Source organism: Bibersteinia trehalosi USDA-ARS-USMARC-188 (genome assembly GCF_000521725.1).
Taxonomy (GTDB): domain Bacteria; phylum Pseudomonadota; class Gammaproteobacteria; order Enterobacterales; family Pasteurellaceae; genus Bibersteinia; species Bibersteinia trehalosi.
Genome location: NZ_CP006954.1, coordinates 882823 through 906610, shown reverse-complemented (window position 1 = coordinate 906610; position 23788 = coordinate 882823). Strand labels below are relative to the sequence as shown.

Below are 23788 nucleotides of genomic sequence, written 5' to 3'. Positions count from 1 at the left end.
TATATTTCATATAAAAAAGCTTGCTATTTCAAATACGCAACCGCTTGCTTAAAAACAAAGCCTTTTTTGTTAAAATTTTGTAAAAACAAGAGCTAGTTCACAGTTTTCTTGTTTTATTTCAGGCATAATATAGCGGACTGTACAGAGTTACTCTGTATGTATTCTTTTCTTACGATTAAGGTTGTCTGTATGCAGTACAAAAACTTTGATGAATTACTTGCCTCCACTGCATTAGGAGGCAGCAATCAGTCCTATGTTGAAGATATTTACGAACAATATCTTGCAGATCCAAACAGCGTAGATGAAAGCTGGCAAAAAATTTTTGCACAATTACCCATAGTTGCAGAGGTTGAACAAGCTCACTCTGGTGTACGTGATTACTTCCGCCGTTTAGCACGGGAGCAACGTAATGATGCGATTACTGTTATCGACCCTGAAGCCAGTGCGAAATTAGTCAAAGTTCTCCAATTTATTAATGCCTACCGTTTCCGTGGTCACTTAGAAGCTAACCTCGACCCACTCAATTATTATCGCTGGAAAACGTCTAGCGTGCCTGAATTAGACTATCGCCATCACGGGTTTAACGAACAGGATTTAAATGAAACCTTTAATATTGGGCGTTACGTTTATAACAAAGACACTATTACGCTGGGCGAGCTTGCAAAAAATTTAAAAGAAACTTATTGCGGGAGCATTGGTTTAGAATTTATGCACGTACAAGATATGGAGCAGAAAATGTGGCTCCAATCTAAACTTGAAAGCGTTCTCAATAAACCTTTATTCAGCAAAGAAGAGAGAATTAATCTCTTAAAAGAATTGACAGCCGCTGATGGTCTAGAGCGTTATCTGGGAGCAAAATTCCCTGGTGCAAAACGTTTCTCATTAGAGGGCTCTGATGCATTCATTCCAATGATGAAAGAGATCATCCGCCATGCGAGTCGTCAAGGCATGACCGATGTCGTGATGGGAATGGCTCACCGCGGACGTTTAAATATGCTGGTTAATGTGCTAGGCAAAAAACCATCTAGCCTCTTTGATGAATTTGCAGGCAAGCATGCAGATGATCACCGTACAGGCGATGTGAAATATCACCAAGGTGCTTCTGCTGACTTTGCAGTCGATGATCGTGCTATTCACTTAGCACTTGCATTTAACCCTTCTCATTTAGAAATTGTAAGCCCTGTTGTCATTGGTTCGGTTCGAGCAAGACAAACCCGCCTTAACGATACAGCACGAGAAAAAGTATTAGCCGTAACAGTACACGGTGATTCAGCAGTTGCTGGTCAAGGGGTAGTGCAAGAAACCTTAAATATGTCAAATGCTCGCGGCTATACTGTCGGTGGTACCATCCGTATTGTGATCAATAACCAAATTGGCTTTACCACCTCTAACCCTAATGATACCCGTTCAACAGAATACTGCACCGATATTGCCAAAATGATTCAAGCGCCGATTATTCACGTTAATGGCGATGACCCAGAAGCCGTGGCTTTTGCCGCTAGAATGGCAGTAGAATATCGTGCAAAATTCAAACGAGATATTTTTATTGATTTAATTTCTTATCGCCGCCATGGACATAATGAAGCGGATGAGCCATTAGCCACTCAGCCGATGATGTATAGCATTATCAAAAAACACCCTACCCCTCGTAAAGTATATGCCGATCGCTTAATTGCAGAAGGCATTATCACTGCCGAGCAAGAAATTGAGATGCTCAATGCTTATCGAGATGCATTAGATAATGGTGAGCGTGTAGTTGAAGAATGGCGTGAAATGGATACTGCCAAAATGGACTGGTTACAATATCTGAATTACGATTGGACAGAAGGTTATGAAAACACCTTCCCGAAAGAGCGTTTTTTAACCTTAGCTAAACGTGTTTGCGATTATCCAGAAAGTGTACGCCCACACCCACGTGTTGAAAAAATCTACAGAGACCGTAAAGCCATGGCTCAAGAAGAAAAATTATTCGACTGGGGAATGGCTGAAACTATGGCATATGCCACATTATTAGATGAAGGCACGCACGTTCGCTTATCTGGCGAAGATGCAGGGCGCGGTACATTCTTCCACCGTCATGCTGTTGTACATAACCAAAATGACGGCACAGGCTATGTGCCATTAACCCAGCTACACGCAAATCAAGGTAGATTTGAGGTATGGGACTCTGTACTTTCAGAAGAAGCCGTGCTTGCCTTTGAATATGGCTATGCCACCACTAATCCGAAAACGCTAACCATCTGGGAAGCACAATTTGGTGATTTTGCTAATGGGGCACAAATTGTGATCGACCAATTTATCAGCTCTGGTGAACAGAAATGGGGCAGAATGTGTGGTTTAGTGATGTTATTACCTCATGGCTATGAAGGACAAGGCCCTGAGCACTCATCTGCACGCTTAGAACGCTATTTACAGCTTTGTGCCCAGCAAAATATGCAAGTCTGTATTCCTTCAACCCCGGCACAGGTATATCACATGTTACGTCGCCAAGCATTACGTAAAATGCGTCGCCCATTAATTGCGATTTCGCCGAAATCACTACTTCGCCATCCACTTGCAGTCTCATCGCTTGATGAACTAATTAATGGTGAATTTAAAACCGTGATTGGAGAAGTTGATGCGCTTGATCCTAAACAAGTAAAACGTGTAGTGATGTGTTCAGGCAAAGTCTATTACGACTTACTTGAACAACGCCGTGCGAATAATCAACATGATATAGCCATTATCCGCATTGAACAGCTCTACCCTTACCCGCACGAAGATGTGCAGCGTGTACTAGCAGATTATGCTCATGTGACTGATTTTGTTTGGTGTCAAGAAGAACCGCTTAATCAAGGTGCTTGGTACTCAAGTAAACACAATTTTGAGGCATCTCTGCCTGAAACAGCAAAATTACGCTATGCAGGACGTGAAGCCTCCGCATCGCCTGCGGTAGGCTATATGTCGCTACATACTCAACAACAAAAAGCTCTCGTCAATGATGCTTTAACATTTTAAGTTCGCGGGCAAGCAACGCCTGCAGTAAACACAATATTGCCGTAACATCATTGTTATACGCGCGAATAAAAATAAAAGGAAAAGACTTATGACTATCGAAATTATTACTCCAGACCTTCCCGAATCTGTTGCCGATGCAACTGTTGCCACTTGGCATAAAAATGTAGGCGATGTGGTAAAGCGTGATGAAGTCCTCGTTGAAATTGAAACCGATAAAGTGGTACTTGAAGTGCCCGCAACCCAAGATGGCATCTTAACCGAAATTATGGAAGCAACCGGTGCTACAGTGGTAAGCAAACAGCTACTAGGTAAACTTTCAGCTATTCAAGCTGGTGACATTTCTACTGCCACTATTGCCCAGAATGAGCCAACACCAGCCGATCGTAAAGAAGCAGCAATTGAACATTCACATAACGACGCAGATGCACAAGGTCCTGCTATTCGCCGCTTATTAGCAGAACACGATCTCAAAGCTGAAGATATCCACGGTACAGGCGTAGGAGGCAGAATTACCCGCGAAGATATCGAAGCAGCTGTTGCTAAACGTCAATCACAAGCGGTACAAAATGCAGCAGAAAATGCAAATAATACTGTCAGCACCGTTGCCTACTCAGCACGTAGCGAAAAACGCGTACCAATGACTCGTCTGCGTAAACGCATTGCAGAACGCTTGCTGGAAGCGAAGAATACTACCGCAATGCTCACCACATTCAACGAAGTAGATATGAAACCGATTATGGATTTGCGCAAACAATACGGTGAAAAATTTGAGAAACAGCATGGCGTGCGTTTAGGCTTTATGTCATTCTATATTAAAGCCGTTGTAGAAGCGCTAAAACGCTACCCAGAAGTAAATGCTTCTATTGATGGTGATGATGTGGTTTACCATAACTACTTTGATGTCAGTATTGCCGTCTCCACGCCTCGTGGTTTAGTTACACCGGTATTACGTGATTGTGACAAACTATCTATGGCGGAAATTGAGAAAAAAATCAAAGAACTCGCAGAAAAAGGTCGTGATGGCAAATTAACCGTTGAAGATCTAACAGGTGGTAACTTTACCATTACCAATGGTGGTGTATTTGGTTCATTAATGTCCACGCCTATCATTAATCCACCACAAAGTGCAATTCTAGGTATGCACGCCATCAAAGATCGTCCTGTAGCGGTAAACGGTGAAGTGGTCATTCGCCCAATGATGTATCTGGCTCTCAGTTATGATCACCGTTTAATTGATGGGCGAGAGTCTGTTGGCTTCTTAGTTGCAGTACGCGATTTATTAGAAGATCCTACCCGCCTATTGCTTGAAATCTAATCTTAAAAACGGATAACCCGCTATACAAGCGGGTTATTTTTTACTTTTTTATGCAAAATCTTGCAATTCTGGGTTGATTGGGGTCTCTGCAATGTTATTTGCATAGTTACATAGGGTTGCCAAGCTGACACCTAAAATCACATCTAACGCATTTTGTTGGTTATAACCCGCATCAAAAAATTCCTGTAATTGCGCTGGGGTTAATTTTGCTTTTTGAAGCATCATTGCCATCGTAAAACGCGCCAGTGTGTCATATTTTGGATTCGCCTCAATGCGTGCAGTGGCACGAATCGCATCAACAATATCTTGTGGCATTTTTAATAATTTTAGTGAAATTTTAGTATGGCCTGCCACACAAAAACCACAGCCATTGACGACTGCTGCTGTAATTTGTACGACTTCGCGCTCTTCTGCGGTTAAGCTATTGCGACCATTAATGCCACCTACAGTACGATAGGTTTCTAATGCAGTTGGTGCATTCGCCAGCACACCAATTAAGTTAGGAATAAAACCATTCGCTTGCTGTACCGCTTTTAATGCCTCTTGTGATGCTTCTGGTGCGCTTTCAATCGTGTGAATTTGGAATTTAGACATGATTACCTCAAAAATAATATTAAGAAATTGTAAGCAGTCTAAAGGAAATTACTTATTACAGAAAATAGCAAAATTTACTTTAATATGACTTTTTATTATAAGCTTTGCTGCCTTTTCTGTTTCTTTTCCGCTCTTCTCTTCTTAAAAAAAGCACTGATTTTTTCTCGACAATGCTCTGCCATAACACCGCCTCTAATTTCAAGCGCATGATTCATTTTATAATCTTCAAACAGATGATAACGAGAGCCGACTGCGCCTGTCTTGTAATCCATTGCACCAAACACTAATCGACCAATGCGAGAATGCAAAATCGCGCCTGCGCACATTGGGCAAGGCTCAAGCGTCACATAAAGCGTACAATCCATCAGGCGATAGTTCTGAATTTTCGCCGCTGCCATTCGGATCGCTTGAATTTCTGCATGAGCAGTCGGATCATTTGAAGAGATAGTCAAATTAAACCCTTCTCCGATAATTTCCCCTGCTTTCGTCACCAACACCGCACCCACTGGAATTTCGCCCATTTCTTCAGCTTTATCTGCAAGATTTAAAGCCTGTTGCATAAAATAGTGATCTTGCTCAGCAAGTGTGAGATTGCAAAAGGTTTGCTTAGATTGAATAAACATATTTCACAAAAAATTAAGGGCGTACACAAGTACGCCCATCTTCTCAAATAAAATTAACGGCGACCACGTTCGTTAAAACGCTTCTCTTTAAAACCGCCTTTACGTTCTTTAAAGCCTCGCTCTTGACGATCATTGCGACTGCCTTTGCGAGGATTACCACGACGTTCGCCGCCGCCATTTTCTACTGCACCGATTAAGCTCATTTGCATTGGTTTGCTTAATAAACGAGCTTTATTAGCAAAGTGTTGGACTAAATGTTTTGGCATACCTTGCGGCAATTCAATGGTTGAATAGGTGTCGTGCAGTTTGATATGCCCAATGTAACGACTACTGATGTCGCCTTCGTTGGCAATTGCACCGACAATGTGGCGAACTTCTACGCCATCTTCACGCCCTAATTCAATGCGGTATAAATCCATCGCTACGCCATTGTTTTCACGATGTTCACGACCGCCACGACGTTCTAATGAACGAGGATTTTCACGCCCACCACGTTCACGACTGCGTTTGATTTCAGGATCAGGTGGTAAAATCAATTTTTGTTTTTCGGTTAGCATCATCATCATTGCGGCAGCTAACTCTTCGTGATCTTGGTCAGCTGTGAATAAATCTTCCAATAATTCACGATATTGCTCTAAATCGTGATGCTCTAATTGCTGAGAAATACGGGCTTTAAATTTCTCACGACGTTTTGCCATCAACATTTCGTGGTTTGGAATGGAGACTTCATCAATCGGTTTTTTGATGAGATGTTCAATGTTTTTCAGCAAACGGCGTTCACGAGGTTCAACAAATAATAAGGCACGACCAGAGCGACCTGCACGCCCTGTACGCCCAATACGGTGTACATAGCTTTCTGCATCAAGAGTAATGTCGTAGTTTACCACTAAACTGATTCTCTCAATATCAATACCACGAGCGGCGACATCGGTTGCCACGACAATATCTAATCGGCCTGATCTTAAACGTTCTAAGGCGTGCTCACGAGCTTGCTGGGTCATATCACCATTCAATGCTGCCGCACGGTAGCCATTGCGTTCTAACAATTCGGTAATATCTACCGTGCCTGTTTTGGTACGAGTAAAGATAATTGCAGCGTCAAATTCTTCAACTTCTAAGAAACGCAATAAGGCATCATTTTTACGGAAACCTTCTACACGCCAAAAACTTTGGGTGATGTCAGGTGCTGAACGTTGAGTTGCCTGAATTTTAACTTCTTGCGGATCTTTCATAAAACGGCGTGTAATACGGCGAATAGGCTCAGGCATTGTGGCAGAGAAGAGAGCTGTTTGGTGATCTTCTGGTAATTCTGCCATCACGGTTTCCACATCTTCAATAAAGCCCATACGCAACATTTCGTCTGCCTCATCGAGCACAATCGCTTTTAATGCAGAAAGGTTTAGCGTACCTTTACGGATATGGTCTAAGATACGTCCCGGTGTCCCGACCACCACTTGTGCGCCTGCTTTTAAATCACGAATCTGTAGGCCGTAAGATTGCCCACCATAGATAGTCGCAATACGAATGCCTTTCATATTTTTGGTAAATTGCTCACAGGCATCAGCAACTTGAATCGCTAATTCACGGGTTGGAGCCATCACTAACATTTGTGGGTGGCGTTCAGAAACTTGAATTTGTGCAAGAATCGGTAAAGAGAATGCGGCGGTTTTACCACTGCCTGTTTGTGCCATACCTAATACATCACGACCTGCAAGTAAGTGTGGAATACAGGCTTGTTGAATGGGAGATGGATTAACAAAGCCCATGTCATTTACAGCATCAAGAATGGTTTGGGGTAAGCCTAAGTCGGCGAAAGTCATAGTTTCGGTTGTCATAAAATTCCAAATAGAGATTTGGCATTATCCGCAATAATCTGGGAATATGCGACATACACTCTCGGTATGCGATATGCACTACAATTAAAGCTAATGCCTAATAAAAAAATAAATTGTTGAGTTCGGTAGGAATAAAAATACTGGGGATAATCCCACAAGAAATAAAAACCTGTTTAGTATCCAAGCGGTACAATTTTGTAAAAAATCTGCAAAAAACGACCGCTTGTTTGTCCTAGTCATTCCCGCTAATTTTTCTCAACAACGGGATCAATTTGAGTTGCTCGTAATTGAGCAAGCTCAAACAAGGCAAAACGATACTCAACAAAGTTATAAACCTGGTTTGCGGCAGCTAAACGAAAGAAACTCTTAGCGTCACTGATTAGCCCCATTTTGAGTGTTTGTTTTGCAAGATAGAAGTATGTTTCAGTTAAAATTTCAGCATATTGTGCAGTATTTGCTTCTGCTTGTGCTTCCATTTTGTAACGGAGTTGATCTAAGGTAAATTTACCCAAAATATAATCAACGATATTACTCCCCCAAAACTCCTTCGAAAGCCCGTAAGAACGCGCAATTAAATTCTCTTTTGCTGTTCTTGGACTTAATTCAAGTTCATTAAAATACAGCCATAAAACCCGATAAGGATCGGTTTTATCTGCTGCATAAAATCGTTCAAAATCACGCTGTGCTTGCGCATAGCGTCCACTGTAATAAAACAGCAACCCGCGATTTAAGCGAGCATAATCATAATTTTGGTCTAAATCCAGTACGGCATTAAACGCATCAACAGAGCTATCGTAGTCGTCATCTAGCAGTAAATAAAGCCCTAAATAGTTATAAGCGGCAGCCATTTTAGGGTTATACTCAACCGCCAAACTAAAATCATTTCTTGCTAATGACCATAATCCTAGACTGTCGTAAATAACGCCTCGTTCAAAATGCAATTCTGCACGCTCACTGTTGCGCAGTTCAGCTTCTTGTAATACTTGGCTGAGTCGCACCAGCATCACCTCTTGCTCAAAACGGAGCTGTGGGCTGACTTCTGATAGTGGTAAGCGATTCGGAGCAATTAAATCCGTATTTCGATTTACACAGCCACTTAGCAAGAGCAATGTAAATAAATTAAATAACCAAAAGTGGAAATTGAACAACTTAGCAAGCTGCATAAAAAACCTTAGGTTGTGATTAAATTTAAATCCCCCCTAAATCGGGGGGATTGAATTTATTATATTATTCAACGATATCTGATTGAGAATTTTCTTGCTCAACAGTTTCTGTTTCTGCTGCGGCATTTAAATCTTTCATCGTTAAACGGATTCTGCCTTGACGGTCAATTTCCACTACTTTCACTTGCACCTCTTGACCGACACTGAGGTAATCAGACACACGTTCTACACGAGTATCTGTGATTTGCGAAATGTGTACCAAGCCTTCTTTGCCACCTAAAATTGAAACGAATGCACCGAAGTCCACCACACGGGTCACTTTACCGTTGTAGATTTGGTTTACTTCCACTTCGGCAACAATCTCTTCAATGCGAGCCATTACCGCTTTCGCTGCATTGCCGTCAGTTGCCGCAATTTTCACGGTACCGTCATCATCAATGTCAATAGAAGTATTGGTCTCTTCGGTTAAAGCACGAATTGTTGCACCGCCTTTACCAATCACATCTTTGATTTTCTTTGGATCGATCTTCATGGTGTGAATGCGTGGCGCATAGTCAGAAATATCTGCACGAGGTGCCGGAATGGCTTGTTCCATCACACCTAAAATGTGCATTCTTGCACCTTTCGCTTGGTTTAAAGCAATACGCATAATTTCAGGGGTGATCCCTTCAATTTTAATATCCATTTGCAGTGCTGTTACACCAGTGCGAGTTCCTGCCACTTTAAAGTCCATATCGCCTAAGTGGTCTTCATCACCTAAAATATCGGAAAGTACTACGAATTTCTCGTCTTCTTTCACGAGTCCCATTGCGATACCCGCAACCGCTGCTTTGATTGGCACACCTGCATCCATTAACGCAAGAGAAGCACCACATACAGATGCCATTGAAGAAGAACCGTTAGATTCGGTGATTTCAGACACCACTCGCACTACATACGGGAACTCTTCCGCAGTTGGCATCACCGCTAACACACCACGTTTTGCTAAACGACCATGACCAATTTCACGGCGTTTTGGTGAGCCGATACGGCCGGTTTCACCGACTGAGAATGGAGGGAAGTTGTAGTGGAATAAGAAACGATCGGATTTTTCGCCGGTTAATTCATCAATGATTTGTGCATCACGTTCTGTACCTAATGTTGCTACAGCTAATGCTTGGGTTTCGCCACGAGTGAAAAGTGCAGAACCGTGAGTGCGTGGTAATACGCCAGTACAAATATCTAAGGCACGCACGGTATCTACCGTACGACCGTCAATGCGTGGTTCGCCCGCAATAATACGGCTACGCACGATTTGGCTTTCTAATGCCGTGAAAATATCAACGATAGCGCCTTCTGAAATGGTTTCATCTTCGCCAATGATTGCTGCAATTGTTTCTGCTTTAATTGCATCAATTTGTTCATAACGCACTTGCTTTTCAACGATACGGTACGCATCACCTAAACGAGTTTCAGCTAATGCTTTCACTTTATTAATTAAATCGGTATTTGGTTCTGGTGCAACCCAATCCCAACGTGGTTTGCCTGCTTCTTTCACGAACTCTTTGATATTTTCAATCACCACTTGTTGCTGTTCATGACCAAACACTACCGCTGCAAGCATTTGTTCTTCAGTTAAAATATCTGCTTCTGATTCCACCATCAATACGGCTTTATCTGTACCAGCAACCACTAAATCTAAGCGGCTGATTTTTTGTTCGCTAGTCGTTGGGTTTAATACTAATTGATCGTTAATAAAACCAACACGAGCTGCACCGATTGGGCCATTAAATGGTACACCTGATAAAGAAAGCGCTGCCGATGCACCGATCATTGCCACTAAATCTGGGCTAATTTGTGGATTCACTGACATTACGGTTGCGATGACTTGGATTTCGTTAAAGAAACCTTCAGGGAAAAGTGGGCGAACAGGACGGTCAATCAAACGAGCAACTAAGGTTTCACCTTCTGATGGTCTGCCTTCACGTTTAAAGAAACCACCAGGGATACGACCTGCTGCATAGGTACGTTCTTGATAATCAACCGTTAAAGGAAAGAAATCTTGACCTTCTTTTACGTCTTTTTTCGCAACCACAGTCACGAAAACCGTGGTGTCGTCCATACTTGCCATGACGGCAGCAGTTGCTTGACGACCAATAGCCCCCGTTTCCAAGGTTACGGTATGCTGACCGTATTTAAATTGTCTTACAATAGGATTAAGCATAATAAATTCCTGTTAAATTGCTATAAGTTATATCGTTTTATCTTCCTAAAAATTGCGACTAGCAAAAATATCCTTAATAAAAATACTTTTGATAGCCGCCTTCTAATGCTAGGAAACAAAACTGGCACATTATACAGAATAATCGGCTAAAAATCGCAATTTATTTGAATTTTGTTGAGACTTTATTCCATTTTTGTTACCCACTGAATCGCCGACTCTAAATCTGTACGCCATTGCGTAACGATCTGAGTCACCCAATCATTAATGCCTTGCTGCCAATTTTCACCATTATCTGTTTGCGCTAACTGTGCAATAGCTTGCAATTTCGTTAATCCGACCGAGGCCAATGCCCCTTTAATTTTATGCGCTTCGTCAGCGGTTTGTTTACGCCGTTTTTCATCGCCTGTTTCTTGCCAAACTTTTAGATTATGTTCCAAACTATTCACATAATCAGGCATTAATTTAGAAAATAATTGGAAATTCGCTAATACCCCTTCCTTGCCCATCACTTCAATTAGTTCACCTAATAAACGCTCATCAAAGATTGCATCTAAGGATAATTGTTCGCTAGCAAGCGGTGCTTTTTCTGCAGTATTTTCCCAAAATTCTTCACCGAAATAGTAATTCAAACATTCCGAAAGTGCTTCAATAGATAATGGTTTACGCAATACATCATCCATACCCTGTTGTTGATACTCTTCTTTTGTTTGAATAATATTTGCAGTTAATGAGACTAATAGTGGTAAATAATCAACTTCACCTTGCTCATAACGTTGGCGTAAATTCTGGGCAATTTCAAATCCTGTCGTATCTGGCAATTGGATATCTAGCAAGATTAAGTCATAACTATTCTGAGCAAATTTTTCATAGGCTTCCGCGCCTGTCATCGCGACATCGACTTCGCAGCCAAATTTGTCCAGCATTGCTTTTGCTACCACAACATTTACTTCAATATCTTCAACCAGTAGCACTTTCAGTGAATGAGGTTTAATCTTCACATTTTGTGTGCCATCTGCAATATTTGCCTGAATCGTCAAGGTAAAGGTTGAACCTTTGCCTAGCTCACTTTCCACTGTGATATCTCCCCCCATTAGCCTTGCAATACGTTTTGAAATTGCCAATCCAATACCGCTCCCTGCAGCCTTGCGCTGGTCAGCGCTTTCAGCTTGATAAAACATCGCAAAAATTTTACGTTGTTCATGCTTGGCAATACCAATCCCCGTATCGTGTAAAATAAAGCCAAAGTGGTCTTGATCATAACGCACAACATTTAAAAAGACAGAACCACCAGCTGGGGTAAATTTGACTGCATTACTCACTAAATTCCATAAAATTTGGCTTAAGCGTGCATTATCGACCACAATAAATTCAGGTAGATCATCAGCACAAGCAATATGAAATTTCAATTTTTTCTGTTCTGCCATTAAATTCGCAAAGTGGCTGATATTGCTGATAATTTGTGAAAATTCCACTTCCGTTTTAAATAGCTCAATACGGCGACTATCAATTTTCTCTAAGTCGATAATATCGCTAAAGATATGCCCAAGAGACACAGCACTGACATTAATTGTTTTTAAGTATTCACGCTGCTGATTAGAAAGTTCACCTTCAAGCAAAATGCGGCTTAAGCCAATGATACCGTTAAGCGGAGTACGTAATTCATGGCTAATCGTTGCCATAAGGCGAGTCTTATCGCGGCTGTTTTTTTCAATCACTTCCTGATACCGTTTACGCTCGGTAATATCGCGACCAAATCCCATAATACAATGGCGATCTGTAATACGATCGTAGTAAGGCACTTTACGAATTTCAAAGCAAGCTAGTTTATCATTAGGAAAACGAATCCACTGCTCATACGTTAATACCGTATTTGTTTTTAATGTATCGCGATCCGTATCCGTCATTAATTTCGCATTTTCTGGCGTAAATAGCTCTTGGGGTGTACAACAAAGGATTTCCTGCTTTGATTTACCCGTTAGAATTTCCATTGCGTGATTGCAGCCTAAATAACGCCCTTCTCCGTCTCGGTAGAAAATTAAATCGGGCGAGGCATCAAAAAATGAGCGTAAAAACTCGGCTTGCTGCTCCAATTCTACATTCAAACGCGCATCTGCTTCTCGTAGAATAGAAAGCTCATCAAGCGATTTTTCTAAACGCGCCCTAGAACGCTCGAGTTTTTCCACAATTAAATTAAAAAAGTAGATCACAAAAGGTGCAGAACATAAACCAAAGACCATTGAGCGAATAATGTCTTTAGCTGGAATATGCCCTGTAAATAAAAAGCTCAAACAACATTGTAAAATAATGGCAAAGGAAGAAATAAAGACAAAGCCCCACATCGCTGAGCGGACTTTCCCCAACCTTAACACCCAATTCACATAATCTTGAGCATACTGTTTGATGCTTTTCATTTTTTTATTCCTTAGCGCCAATAGAATAGGCACACAATTGCAACTATTGCGACCACAACACCCGTATAATTAATTTTATTGATTTTTTCTTTGAAAATTAATGCACCAATCAATGTGCCTAAACAAATTACACCAAGGTTCATGCCAGTAAATACCAACGTTGGATCATCTTTCATTGCTTGATGGGCTTTAATATAGAAAAGGATATTGCCGAAATTTAATGTCCCTAACAGCAAGCCTACCGCTACACTAGGAATATGCCATTGTGTGCGTTTTAATAAGAGGTAAATAAACATTAAACATGCTGCAAAGATAAAAGAAATCACTAAAGTAAGCGGAAATGCTGACCCCGTTTTCGCCATCTGCTTAAATAAAATATCATTCACGCCATAGCCAACCCATACTAACGCTAAGCTAATAACGGCAATCATTCCTCCTTTTTCCATTCCTTGCTGACTACGCCATAGTAAACAGCCCAGAGCAATAAAGGCAAGCACAAGTGCAACTAATTTATTGCTGGTTACAGCTTCACCAAATAGCGTAAATGCCGCTAAAATCGGTAGAAATAGCGATAAGCGCTGAGCGGCATCGGTACGAATAATCCCTGCATATTCCAACGCTTTAGCTTGAATTAAAAAAACACTCGGTAATAAAAAGCCTAAAGCAAAAAAGATATAAGACGAAGGATTTGTCTGCACAATTTCCATAATGCTCTGCCCATTGAAATCAGGCTTAAGTAAGGCAAAAGTCAAACTAATAGCAACCAGATAATTAACCGCAATACTTTGATCGATTGCAACCCCTTTCTGTCGTGCAACTTTAATTAATACACCAACAGTAACGCTACATAAAATAGCTAAAATAAGTTCTAACATTGATTCTCCTTTATAAAGGTATATTAAGATTTCCTGAACACGGAATTTTGCAAAAAAGGCAAAAAATTGACCGCTTATCTACGTGTCTCTGGGGTTTCCGGTTGTTCAACTAAAATCAAAATTGCTGCATCACCGCCCCACTCTCTCGGTGCTTGATGTAAAGCAATCACTTTAGGGTGCTGAACTAGCCAACGTGGAATTTGATTTTTTAAAGCTCGAGTACCGTAGCCTGTCATAATGCTGGCGCAATAAATCTGTTCTCGCTCACATGTCATAATTAAACTTGCCAGCTCTTTTTTGGCTTGCTCACGGGTTAAACCATGTAAATCTAAAAATAACTCCGGCGAAAAATCCCCACGACGGAGTTGCTTTAAAATATAAGGATCAATATCTTCACGTAGATAGCGAACCTTCTCATCAACCTCGTGTAACAATGGCTCATATTCATCAGAAAAATAAAATAATGTATCTGCCTGCTCTTTTAACTGACGAATTTCACTTACCTTCCCCTTAATTTCGTTTTTAGGCACAAAGGTATCTTGCTTAATCTGTTTTGTTCCTTTCACTGCGTCACGAAACAGTGAAAAATCATCTTCTTGCATATTCTTTCCTCTTAAATTCAAGGGCGGCATTCTATCACAACTCAAAATATGATATAAATCCGCAAATTTATCATTTGGAATTCATTTTATGTTTACACACAATCTTGAGCTGTTAGATGAAATACAGCAATCACCGGTAGCCGATGATCTTAGCTCCGTACTTGATATGATGCGCTGGGCATATAGTTATTTTAACTCATCGGATCTCTATTATGGTCATGGGCATGATAATGCTTGGGACGAAGCAAACCAATTAGTTTTAACTGCACTCGCACTACCTATTGATGTGCCCGAAAGTTTATATCAAGCTCGCTTAACGCGAGTAGAAAAAGAACGTATTGTTGCAATGGTTGAGGCTCGCTTGGGTTTACGTAAACCCGTAGCATATCTGACTAATTCTGCGTGGTTCTGCGGTTTAGAATTTTATGTTGATGAGCGAGTGATCATTCCTCGCTCGCCGATTGGTGAACTGATTCAACAAGGCTTTACTGGCATTTTACCTGCCGAGCCAAAACGCATTTTAGATATGTGTACCGGCAGTGGTTGTATTGCCATTGCTTGTGCGGAGCGCTTTCCTCATGCAGAAGTCGATGCAGTTGATCTCTCTTTTGATGCGCTAAATGTTGCCGAAATCAATATCGAACGCCACAACTGTACTCACCGCGTTTTCCCACTACAATCCGATCTTTTCCAGAATTTACCTCAGGATCGCTACGATTTAATTGTGACCAATCCGCCCTATGTAGATCAAGAAGATCTTGATGACATGCCCGAAGAGTTTCACCATGAACCCGAATTAGCACTAGGCTCTGGTTTTGATGGTTTAGATATTACCAAGCGCATTCTTGCGCAAGCAGCAGATTATCTCTCTGAAAATGGCGTGTTAGTATGTGAAGTCGGCAATAGTATGGTGCATTTAGTTGAACAATTCCCAAGCGTTCCCTTCCATTGGTTGGAATTTAAAAACGGCGGTTTGGGGGTATTTAGCCTAACCAGAGAGCAATTAATTGCTCATCGAGCTTTATTCCAAGCATAATGTTACTGTACGTTTTTCAGCAAGGCAGAGATAAATTTGACTTGTGATAAAAATAGCTAATTTATTTCATAAAATAAATTAAATGGCGTTGCGAGTACAAGGTTTTCGTTATATCTTGTTCCTATAAAACAAGCGGTTATTTTTGGTAAATTTTTTGCTAAAAAGGACCGCTTGTCACAGTTTGTTAATTTTTAAAGGAACTTGATTATGGACCAATCCATTCGCAGTAATATTCAAATGCTTGGCGATTTTTTAGGAGAGACTATCCGTGATTCGCAAGGCAATGACATTTTAGAGCTGATAGAAAATATCCGCATTCTCTCGCGCGATTCTCGCCATGGAGATGAGCAAGCTAGGGAAAAGCTCCTTGATATGCTGGCAAACATTGCAGATGATAACGTCATTCCCGTAGCCCGAGCCTTTAGCCAATTCCTTAACCTCACCAATATTGCTGAACAATACCACTCTATTTCGCGTAGTAATCAACAAAAAGTAGATACTCTAGGACGTTCACTCGGTGCACTCTTTACTCGTTTAAAAGCACAAAATGTTCCAGCCGAAAAAGTGATTGCAACGGTCAATAAATTACTCATTGATTTGGTTCTCACTGCTCACCCAACAGAAGTGACCCGCCGTTCATTAGTGAATAAACACGTAGAAATAAACCGCTGCTTAAGCCGTTTGGAGCATAATGACTTAACTGAAGCAGAAACGACAAAACTTAAACGCCGTCTCTTGCAATTAATTGCTCTGGCTTGGCATACTAATGAAATTCGCACTCAACGTCCAACCCCAGTTGATGAAGCCAAATGGGGAATGGCCGTTATTGAAAATAGTTTATGGAAAGCCGTACCTGATTTTTGTCGCCAAATCAATCTTCAACTCGAAAAACACTTTGGAGTGCAATATTCTGTAGAACTCGCGCCCGTCCGTTTCTCTTCTTGGATGGGTGGAGACCGCGATGGAAACCCATTCGTTACTGCGCAAACGACTCGTCGTGTGCTACAAATGCAACGCTGGAAAGCGGCTGAACTATTCTTAGAAGATATTCGTGGGCTATCCGATGAACTTTCTGTGGTGCAATGTACGCATGAGTTCCGCGCAAAATATGGTGATCATTTAGAACCCTATCGCGTGGTAATTAAAGCATTACGTACTAAATTAATAAAAACCGTTGCCTATTATGCTGAATTGTTGGAAGACCGCCCGCTAACTATTCGTCAAGATGAAATTTTGACCGATGATAATCAGCTTTGGGAGCCACTCTATGATTGCTACCAATCACTGCATCAGTGTGGTATGCGCATTATTGCTAACGGGGCTTTGCTCGATTGTCTGCGCCGTATCCGTTGCTTTGGTTTAGGGCTGTCGCGTTTGGATATTCGTCAAGAAAGCACACGTCATGCTAATGCTATTGGCGAAATTACACGTTATATTGGCTTGGGCGACTATACACAGTGGACAGAAGAAGATAAACAGGCCTTTTTAGTGCGTGAGCTCAGTTCTCGTCGCCCATTGATTCCAACCGATTGGACCCCATCCGCTGAAACACAAGAAGTGCTAGATACCTGCAAAGTAGTTGCTGAGCAAGCACAAGGCACGATTTCTGCTTATGTTATCTCTATGGCTCAAGAAGCCAGCGATGTATTAGCTGTGCACTTGTTACTCAAAGAAGCCGGTTGTAAAGCCAATATCCCTGTCGCACCATTGTTTGAAACCTTAGACGATCTAGAACGTTGTGAAAGTGTGATGGAGACCTTATTCTCAATTGGTTGGTATCGTGGTGTTATCAATAACTACCAAATGGTGATGATTGGCTACTCCGATTCTGCCAAAGATGCGGGAATGCTAGCTGCCTCTTGGGCACAATATAAAGCACAAGAAGCTCTCGTAAATTTATGCGAGAAATATCATATTGAGCTCACCCTCTTCCACGGACGTGGTGGCACTATTGGTCGTGGTGGCGCTCCAGCACATGCGGCTCTTCTCTCTCAACCTCCAAGATCACTCAAAAATGGTTTACGTGTGACCGAGCAAGGCGAAATGATTCGCTTTAAACTTGGCTTACCAGGCGTGGCTATTGTCAGCTTAGATCTTTATGCTAGTGCGATTCTTGAGGCAAATCTCTGCCCTCCACCAGAACCAAAACAGAGTTGGCGCAATGTCATGGAACAAAGCGCAACAACCTCTTGCGAAATCTATCGTGGTATTGTACGAGGCGAGCCTGATTTTGTACCATACTTCCGCGCGGCTACACCTGAGCAGGAGCTCTCTAAGCTACCGCTGGGATCTCGACCGGCTAAGCGTAATCCTAATGGCGGGGTAGAAAGCTTACGTGCTATTCCATGGATCTTTGCATGGATGCAAAACCGCTTAATGTTGCCAGCATGGCTGGGGGCAGGTAAAGCACTGCAACAATTAATTGAGCAAGGTAATGAGACTTTGCTCAAAGAGATGTGCGCTCAATGGCCATTCTTCTCAACTCGTATTGGTATGCTTGAGATGGTATTTAGCAAAGTTGATTTATGGCTTGCTGAACATTATGATCAACGTCTAGTACCAAGCCATTTACACCGTTTAGGTAAAGAATTACGTAGCCAATTGCAAGCAGATCTACAAACGGTATTATCACTCTCGCACGATGGTCAATTGATGGCGGATCTCCCTTGGGTGGCAGATTCGATCGCTTTACGTAATGTATATACTGATCCACTTAACCTTCTTCAAGTTGAGTTACTTCATCGCTTACGTAGCCAAGGTGACAGTGCTGACCCAGCTCTTGAGCAAGCCTTGATGATCACTATTACAGGGATTGCTGCAGGTATGAGAAATACAGGCTAGCATACTATTTTGCAAAAATGTAAAAAGCCCGCTTGATTAATTACAAGCGGGCTAAATTATGCGATTTTTTACAAAATCAGATTACTTGGCAAAATGCGCAACTAAATCATCGTAACCACCAATATGCTCACCACCGATAAAGACTTGTGGTGCAGTGCCTCTGCCTGTGATTGCTCGTACAGAGATAGAGCTCGCATCTTTACCTAATACGATTTCTTCAAAAGTAAAACCTTTCTCTTTTAATAAGGCTTTCGCTTTAGCACAGAATTGGCAACCTGGTTTGGTGAAGATAGACACTGATGGTTTTTCCACCCAAGTTGGATTTAAGTATTTCATCATCGTGTCGGCATCAGACACTTTGAATGGATCGCCTGGCTCCTGTGGCTCAATAAACATTTTTTCCACTACACCATCTTTCACCAGCATAGAATAACGCCAAGAACGCTTACCAAAGCCTAAATCTTCTTTGCCTACAAGCATGCCCATGCCTTCGGTAAATTCACCATTACCGTCTGGAATTACAATCACATTCTCAGCTTCTTGATCCGCTTTCCAGGCGTTCATGACAAAAGTATCATTTACTGACATACAGATAATGCCATCAACACCAACAGCTTTAAATTCGCATGCTAATTCATTATAACGTGGTAAATGCGTTGAAGAACAAGTTGGCGTGAATGCCCCCGGCAGAGAGAAAACGATCATCGTTTTGCCTTTAAATAATTCATCAGTAGTGACATCAACCCACGCATCACCTTGGCGAGTATGGAAAGTGACATTAGGGACTTTTTGACCAGTCATATCTTTTAAAGACATATTTCTTTCTCCTAAATTAAAATAAAAATGTGAGAGAAGTGAATAACACAGGTAACGATTTTTTACACTACTATGCGTTAGCCACTCAAAATGAAAAGCAAAAACTTGCCGTTCATGTATAAATACAGAACGGCAAGTTTTAACTTAAGGACTATTGTACTATTTTTGAACGTCTTGTAAAGTCTAGCAGCGATTGATAATGTAAATTCATTAGCAACAACAGCCGATTTTTGCTGTCACGAACAAAAATTCGCTTGTCTAGTACGCTTTAACGATTTTCAGCAATAATCACCGCACGCTTCGGCGCAGGATAACCTTCTATCGTTTTGCTGTGATCAGCTGGATCTAAGAAATCCACCAAACTCTCGTTTTCCAACCATTCGGTTTTACGTTGTTCTTCTAATGTTGTCATCGCTTCATCAACACAACGCACATTTTTAAAACCCACTTTCTCAAGCCAATTAATTAACGCCGGCACCGATGGAATAAAATAAACATTTTTCATTTTCGCATAACGATCTGCTGGCACTAAAACATCATGAACATCCCCATCGATCACTAGCGTCTCCAGCACTAATTCACCGCCTCTTACCAACTGATTTTTCAATTGTACAAGATGATCTAACGGCGATTTACGATGATAAAGCACGCCCATGGAAAATACGGTATCGAATGCATGTAGCGGCTGCATTTGCTCAATTCCTAAAGGGATTAAATTTGCTCGGCGATCATTACCTAATAATTTGCGCACAGCTTCAAATTGGCATAAAAATAACTCGGTGGGATCAATCCCCACAACCATCTTAGCCCCTTCTCCAACCATACGCCACATATGATAGCCACTGCCACAACCTACATCTAACACCGTGCGATCTTTTAATGGTGATAAATGCGGCAGAACGCGATCCCATTTAAAATCAGAACGCCACTCTGTATCCAGATGCACCCCATGTAAGTGGTAGGGGCCTTTTCTCCATGGCATTAATTGCTTTAAATGGAATACCAAACGTTGCATTTCACCATGACTTAATGGCTCAGCCAATTTGGCTTCTACTTTATTGCTCAAGTTAATTTCTACTTTAGCATCTGGTAAAAACTCTACGACTTTTGCCCATTTTGTATAATCACCATGTGTCTGTTTTTCCCATTGCTTTAACTGCAAAGGTAAAGTTTCTAGCCACGCAGACAAATTTGTTGTCGCAATTTGCTGATAAAAAGGACGGAAATCGATCATAGTTTTTCTTTTCTTAAAATAACAAATAGCGAATTTTATCGGAAATCTGCCAATTTAGATAGGGCGGATTAACCCCTCTTGGCTATAAGTCGCTACCAATTTACCGTCTTGGCTAAATACTTGAGCACTTGCTAATCCTCTTGCTCCACTCGCATTGAGACTTTGAATATCAAAAAATAACCATTGGCTAAAATCAAATTCACGATGAAAACGAATACTGTGATCAAGTGTAGCAAAACGAACTTTTTGCTCAAAGACACCACATTCATGCGGATGCAACATGGTTGTAATACAATGAAAATCTGAAAAATAAGCCAGTAAACACTGCTGTAAACGGCGATGACTAAGCACACCATTCGTTTTTACCCACAATTGTTGCTCTGCCGGTAATTGATGTCCTTGGAATGGATTATTTGGATATTTTAAGCGCACATTAAATGCTCGTTCTGAATTAAATAGAGGACGTAAATGCTCTGGCAACATCGTTGCCATTTGTGCAAGTAAATCAGCTTCAGAATAAAATTGTTCCGGTGCCTCCATCTCTGGCACCGCTACTTGATGCTCAAAGCCTTGTTCATCAATATGGAATGAAGCAGTAACTCTAAGTAGTGTCTCACCCTCTTGTTTTGCCGTCACAGAGGCAGCTGTAAAACTATTTCCCTCATGCAATAATTCTGTTTCATACGCTATCGGCAATTTGGCAGAACCTGCTCGCAGAAAATAGGCATGGCAACTATGTAACCAACGCTCTTCGCTAACCACTGCCATTGCCGCAGCTAACGATTGAGCCAATACTTGCCCACCAAAAACTTGTGGTAGCCCTAAGTCTTGGCTTTCGCCCTGAAAAATACCATTGCCTAAAGGCTTTAAACTGAGAAGTTGAATGAGTTGTGTAAGTGCTTGAGACATATTGCTTTCCTGAAAAAACTAAAAATGTCATTTTAGAGCAAGTAAACATAACAAGCGGTCGGATCTGTCAAATTTTTTGCAAATTTTAGTGTAAATTTAAGCGCTTGCTATTTTTTAACTTGTTTTATTAGAATAAATCACTATAATTCAAGGTCTTGCATTCTTATGCAATCCAATGGGGGCGTTTTTGGTTCTTCGCAATGGCGTTCGGTTTACTTGGTCAGGTCCGGAAGGAAGCAGCCAGAATCGAAATTGTCGTGTGCCGAAGGTTAGCTGGAAACGCCCCCACCTTATATCTCCTCGCTACGGATAACTTGAAGCCTATCACCAACACGTACAATACCACTATTCTGGGGAATAAGATGAATCCCAAAAATTGGTTTACCTCGCGCATTCGTATGATGCGTTTTCAATGTTCTAAAAGGCTCTACATGCGGATTCAGTTCATGGGTTTGTAAATCACGGGTGATCATCACGCAACGAGTACAATGTTGTACAAATTCAAACATCACTTCGCCTATCTGAATTACTCGCCATAGTTCTTCTGCAAAAGCTGTCTGTCCATCAATCACAATATTTGCTCTAAACTGTGCCATTGTCACCTCTACTGGTGCCCATTGCTGAATTTGATGCAATGATTTCTGTGAGCAAAGTAAAATAGGGTTACTATCCGCAAAACTCATCGGCTTAGCCATTGCAGTAAGCTGACGTTGTGATTCTACACCTAACCAACGTAATTGTACCTCACGTTGAAAAATGCTACTAAGCCAATGATTAACTGGGGTATCAGCAATATAAGACAGAAAAACCTCCCCCCAAACTTCACACGGCTGCATTTGCTTGAAATCCTCATAACGCACAACATACTGAGTTTGTTGATAGCAAAGCACTATCCCCTGAGGAATAGGCAATACAGAAAATTGATAAAGTATCTTATCTTTACGGGCAGTCACAAAAGTGCCATCTAATTCCGTAATCATAAATTCACGGTCAAAACTCAAGCCTTGTGCTTGCACAAAAACTTGTTGAACAGAATATGCCTGCGCAGATTTTAAAGGAAATAAATTTAATTGGGTAACTTGCATAACACAAAAAATTGGTAGCTGGATAGTTTCTATTTTATGCTATTATTTACGCTAAATTCTATCAAAATATAAGGATACATTATGGCTAAGAAACCAACTCAAGATTTTGAAAGCACATTAAAAGAATTAGAAGAAATTGTCGCGCGTCTAGAAAGTGGCGATCTACCGTTAGAAGAGGCATTGAGTGAGTTTGAAAGCGCAATAAAATTAGTCCAACAAGGGCAAGAACGCTTACAAAAAGCCGAACAGCGTATCCAAATTTTATTACAAAAAGATGAAAATGCAGCATTAGTGGATTATCAATAATGAACTATCAACTTTCTTATGATTTGAGCAATTGTCAGAATCGCGTAAATGAAGTATTGGCAAAAAAATTACAAAATTATACCGCTTGTAACACCCCTTTAATTGAAGCGATGTCATACGCGGTGCTGCTTGGTGGCAAGCGAATTCGCCCTTTTCTTATCTATGCAACAGGTAAAATGCTGAATGTTCCACTTGCAAAATTAGACTGCTCTGCTGCAGCAATGGAAGCTATCCACGCCTATTCTTTGGTACATGATGATCTACCAGCAATGGATAACGATAACCTCCGCCGTGGTAAACCAACCTGCCATATTGCATTCGATGAAGCTACTGCGATTTTAGCGGGCGATGCACTCCAAACTTTTGCTTTTGAAATGCTCTCAACTGATTCCTTGCTATCTCCCACAGAGAAAGTCGCTCAAATTCAGTGTCTTGCCAAAGCAGCAGGCGCGGCAGGAATGTGTCTAGGGCAAAGTCTAGATTTGCAATCAGAACATAAATCTATCTCTTTAGCTGAATTAGAACTTATCCATAGAAATAAAACAGGGGCATTAATTGTTGCTTCTGTGATCATGGGCTTTAATCTTTCCTCGCATGCAAATAATACTCAACTGAGAGATAAATTAATGCAATATGCGCAAGCAATAGGTTTAGCCTTTCAAGTGCAAGATGATATTCTTGATGTTATTGGTGAAAGCGAGAAGATTGGTAAAGTTGTGGGAAGCGATCAAGCCTTAGATAAAAGTACCTATCCAAAATTATTAGGACTAGAGGGCGCTCAGCAGAAAGCAGAAAAGCTCTACCAAATAGCCTTGCACGCTTTAGCCGATATGCCTTTTGACACAACTGCTTTAAGTGCATTAGCTGAATTTATTGTTAAACGAGATAATTAATTGAATAGGAAAAAGGCTGGGAAATCCCAGCCTTTATTTATTTTGTTTCT

The 23788-nt window shown here is 41.2% G+C and carries 18 protein-coding genes and 1 other RNA gene; 7 read left to right on the top strand and 12 right to left on the bottom strand.

Annotation, left to right across the window (positions count from 1 at the left end):
- Positions 1-189: 189 nt before the first annotated feature.
- Positions 190-2997: a 2-oxoglutarate dehydrogenase E1 component gene (sucA, locus tag F542_RS04330; protein ID WP_015432737.1), complete on the top strand. Its 2808-nt coding sequence runs from the start codon at positions 190-192 to the stop codon at positions 2995-2997.
- An 88-nt stretch (positions 2998-3085) separates the two neighbouring features.
- A complete protein-coding gene (gene odhB, locus F542_RS04325) occupies positions 3086-4312 on the top strand; it encodes a 2-oxoglutarate dehydrogenase complex dihydrolipoyllysine-residue succinyltransferase (RefSeq protein ID WP_015432738.1) in 1227 nt (408 codons plus the stop codon).
- Positions 4313-4360: 48 nt separating this feature from the next.
- On the opposite strand, the gene F542_RS04320 is transcribed toward odhB, so the two are convergent.
- The 8 genes from F542_RS04320 to smrB form a co-directional block, all read right to left on the bottom strand.
- Positions 4361-4906: a carboxymuconolactone decarboxylase family protein gene (locus tag F542_RS04320; protein WP_025266980.1), complete on the bottom strand. Its 546-nt coding sequence runs from the start codon at positions 4904-4906 to the stop codon at positions 4361-4363.
- Between the two features lie 95 nt (positions 4907-5001).
- Positions 5002-5529, bottom strand: coding sequence for a tRNA adenosine(34) deaminase TadA (tadA, locus tag F542_RS04315; protein WP_015432740.1), 528 nt, complete (start codon positions 5527-5529; stop codon positions 5002-5004).
- A 53-nt stretch (positions 5530-5582) separates the two neighbouring features.
- Positions 5583-7364, bottom strand: coding sequence for a DEAD/DEAH box helicase (locus F542_RS04310; RefSeq protein WP_015432741.1), 1782 nt, complete (start codon positions 7362-7364; stop codon positions 5583-5585).
- Positions 7365-7609: 245 nt separating this feature from the next.
- On the bottom strand, positions 7610-8527 hold the full coding sequence (gene nlpI, locus F542_RS04305) for a lipoprotein NlpI (RefSeq protein WP_025266979.1): 918 nt from the start codon (positions 8525-8527) through the stop codon (positions 7610-7612).
- A 64-nt stretch (positions 8528-8591) separates the two neighbouring features.
- Positions 8592-10730 (bottom strand): polyribonucleotide nucleotidyltransferase, encoded by a 2139-nt coding sequence (pnp, locus tag F542_RS04300; RefSeq protein WP_015432743.1) that lies wholly within the window; start codon positions 10728-10730, stop codon positions 8592-8594.
- A 182-nt stretch (positions 10731-10912) separates the two neighbouring features.
- Positions 10913-13141: an ATP-binding protein gene (locus F542_RS04295; RefSeq protein WP_015432744.1), complete on the bottom strand. Its 2229-nt coding sequence runs from the start codon at positions 13139-13141 to the stop codon at positions 10913-10915.
- An 11-nt stretch (positions 13142-13152) separates the two neighbouring features.
- Entirely contained in the window at positions 13153-14016 is an 864-nt protein-coding gene (locus tag F542_RS04290; RefSeq protein WP_015432745.1) for an EamA family transporter, read from the bottom strand.
- A 74-nt stretch (positions 14017-14090) separates the two neighbouring features.
- Entirely contained in the window at positions 14091-14618 is a 528-nt protein-coding gene (smrB, locus tag F542_RS04285; RefSeq protein ID WP_015432746.1) for an endonuclease SmrB, read from the bottom strand.
- 88 nt (positions 14619-14706) lie between these two features.
- Here smrB and prmB point away from each other — a divergent pair, with 88 nt between their 5' ends.
- Complete coding sequence (gene prmB, locus F542_RS04280) at positions 14707-15654, top strand: 50S ribosomal protein L3 N(5)-glutamine methyltransferase (protein WP_015432747.1); 948 nt, start codon at positions 14707-14709, stop codon at positions 15652-15654.
- Positions 15655-15861: 207 nt separating this feature from the next.
- Positions 15862-18495, top strand: a complete 2634-nt coding sequence (ppc, locus tag F542_RS04275; RefSeq protein ID WP_015432748.1) for a phosphoenolpyruvate carboxylase — start codon at positions 15862-15864, stop codon at positions 18493-18495.
- An 81-nt stretch (positions 18496-18576) separates the two neighbouring features.
- On the opposite strand, the gene F542_RS04270 is transcribed toward ppc, so the two are convergent.
- The 3 genes from F542_RS04270 to F542_RS04260 all read right to left on the bottom strand — a co-directional run bounded on the left by F542_RS04270 (position 18577) and on the right by F542_RS04260 (position 21454).
- The gene (locus F542_RS04270) at positions 18577-19311 is read right to left on the bottom strand and encodes a glutathione peroxidase (RefSeq protein WP_015432749.1); all 735 of its coding nucleotides are present in this window, start codon (positions 19309-19311) and stop codon (positions 18577-18579) included.
- 268 nt (positions 19312-19579) lie between these two features.
- Positions 19580-20545, bottom strand: a complete 966-nt coding sequence (gene cmoB / locus F542_RS04265; protein ID WP_015432750.1) for a tRNA 5-methoxyuridine(34)/uridine 5-oxyacetic acid(34) synthase CmoB — start codon at positions 20543-20545, stop codon at positions 19580-19582.
- A 54-nt stretch (positions 20546-20599) separates the two neighbouring features.
- A complete protein-coding gene (locus F542_RS04260; protein WP_025266977.1) occupies positions 20600-21454 on the bottom strand; it encodes an acyl-CoA thioesterase in 855 nt (284 codons plus the stop codon).
- 184 nt (positions 21455-21638) lie between these two features.
- Here F542_RS04260 and ffs point away from each other — a divergent pair.
- Positions 21639-21737: signal recognition particle sRNA small type (gene ffs / locus F542_RS10880), an RNA gene on the top strand.
- 7 nt (positions 21738-21744) lie between these two features.
- Here ffs and F542_RS04255 read toward each other — a convergent pair.
- A complete protein-coding gene (locus F542_RS04255) occupies positions 21745-22539 on the bottom strand; it encodes an MOSC domain-containing protein (RefSeq protein WP_025266976.1) in 795 nt (264 codons plus the stop codon).
- An 81-nt stretch (positions 22540-22620) separates the two neighbouring features.
- On the opposite strand from F542_RS04255, the gene xseB reads away from it, so the two are divergent.
- Both xseB and ispA read left to right on the top strand, forming a co-directional pair.
- Positions 22621-22845 (top strand): exodeoxyribonuclease VII small subunit, encoded by a 225-nt coding sequence (gene xseB, locus F542_RS04250; RefSeq protein ID WP_015432753.1) that lies wholly within the window; start codon positions 22621-22623, stop codon positions 22843-22845.
- A complete protein-coding gene (gene ispA, locus F542_RS04245) occupies positions 22845-23738 on the top strand; it encodes a (2E,6E)-farnesyl diphosphate synthase (protein ID WP_025266975.1) in 894 nt (297 codons plus the stop codon). Before xseB ends, ispA begins: the two co-directional genes overlap by 1 nt.
- Positions 23739-23788 lie beyond the last annotated feature (50 nt).

Bases quoted from the DNA above. Each gene is read 5' to 3' on its own strand.
- F542_RS04270 (WP_015432749.1), bottom strand. From the start codon at position 19,311: ATGTCTTTAAAAGATATGACTGGTCAAAAAGTCCCTAATGTCACTTTC.
- odhB (WP_015432738.1), top strand. From the start codon at position 3,086: ATGACTATCGAAATTATTACTCCAGACCTTCCCGAATCTGTTGCCGAT.
- F542_RS04255 (WP_025266976.1), bottom strand. From the start codon at position 22,539: ATGCAAGTTACCCAATTAAATTTATTTCCTTTAAAATCTGCGCAGGCA.
- cmoB (WP_015432750.1), bottom strand. From the start codon at position 20,545: ATGATCGATTTCCGTCCTTTTTATCAGCAAATTGCGACAACAAATTTG.
- F542_RS04260 (WP_025266977.1), bottom strand. From the start codon at position 21,454: ATGTCTCAAGCACTTACACAACTCATTCAACTTCTCAGTTTAAAGCCT.
- F542_RS04295 (WP_015432744.1), bottom strand. From the start codon at position 13,141: ATGAAAAGCATCAAACAGTATGCTCAAGATTATGTGAATTGGGTGTTA.
- prmB (WP_015432747.1), top strand. From the start codon at position 14,707: ATGTTTACACACAATCTTGAGCTGTTAGATGAAATACAGCAATCACCG.
- smrB (WP_015432746.1), bottom strand. From the start codon at position 14,618: ATGCAAGAAGATGATTTTTCACTGTTTCGTGACGCAGTGAAAGGAACA.
- sucA (WP_015432737.1), top strand. From the start codon at position 190: ATGCAGTACAAAAACTTTGATGAATTACTTGCCTCCACTGCATTAGGA.
- F542_RS04310 (WP_015432741.1), bottom strand. From the start codon at position 7,364: ATGACAACCGAAACTATGACTTTCGCCGACTTAGGCTTACCCCAAACC.
- ispA (WP_025266975.1), top strand. From the start codon at position 22,845: ATGAACTATCAACTTTCTTATGATTTGAGCAATTGTCAGAATCGCGTA.
- xseB (WP_015432753.1), top strand. From the start codon at position 22,621: ATGGCTAAGAAACCAACTCAAGATTTTGAAAGCACATTAAAAGAATTA.
- pnp (WP_015432743.1), bottom strand. From the start codon at position 10,730: ATGCTTAATCCTATTGTAAGACAATTTAAATACGGTCAGCATACCGTA.
- nlpI (WP_025266979.1), bottom strand. From the start codon at position 8,527: ATGCAGCTTGCTAAGTTGTTCAATTTCCACTTTTGGTTATTTAATTTA.
- F542_RS04290 (WP_015432745.1), bottom strand. From the start codon at position 14,016: ATGTTAGAACTTATTTTAGCTATTTTATGTAGCGTTACTGTTGGTGTA.
- tadA (WP_015432740.1), bottom strand. From the start codon at position 5,529: ATGTTTATTCAATCTAAGCAAACCTTTTGCAATCTCACACTTGCTGAG.
- F542_RS04320 (WP_025266980.1), bottom strand. From the start codon at position 4,906: ATGTCTAAATTCCAAATTCACACGATTGAAAGCGCACCAGAAGCATCA.
- ppc (WP_015432748.1), top strand. From the start codon at position 15,862: ATGGACCAATCCATTCGCAGTAATATTCAAATGCTTGGCGATTTTTTA.